The sequence below is a fragment of the Komagataeibacter kakiaceti JCM 25156 genome, assembly GCF_000613305.1.
Window position 1 is genome coordinate 1 of the sequence record NZ_BAIO01000937.1, and the last position, 505, is coordinate 505.

At 68.1% G+C, this 505-nt stretch carries 1 pseudogene; it reads left to right on the forward strand.

The window, feature by feature from the left end:
- Positions 1 to 505 (forward strand): annotated as a pseudogene (locus tag JCM25156_RS26830) (anthranilate synthase component I); the annotation flags it as partial.

The following is a 505-nucleotide window of genomic DNA, read 5'->3' on the forward strand; positions in this document are numbered from 1 at the left end:
GACGCCCGTGGCCGCCTTCCTGCGGCTGTCGCGGCTGGGCGCGCAGCCATGGGGGCGGCAATGGCGGGCATAACGCTTTCCTTCTGGAAAGTGTGGAGGGCGGCACCTCACGCGGGCGCTATTCCGTCATCGGGCTGCTGCCGGACCTGATCTGGCGCTGTCATGACGGGCGCGCCAGCGTCTGCCATGACCCTGCGGCGGCGGTGCATGAATTTGTGGCGGAAACCGATGCGCCCCTGATCTCCCTGCGGCGCATCCTGCATGAAAGCCGCATGACCCTGCCCGAAGGCATGCCGCCCATGACCGGGGGCGTGTTCGGCTATCTGGGTTACGACATGGTCCGGCAGGTCGAGTGCCTGCCGACATGCCCGCCGATGACCTGAACCTGCCCGAAGGCATCCTGATCCGTCCCGGCCTGTTCGCCATATTCGACACGGTGCGCGACGAACTGCTGCTGGCCGCCCCCCTGCGGCCCAAGGCCGGGGTCGCGCCCGAGACATTGTGG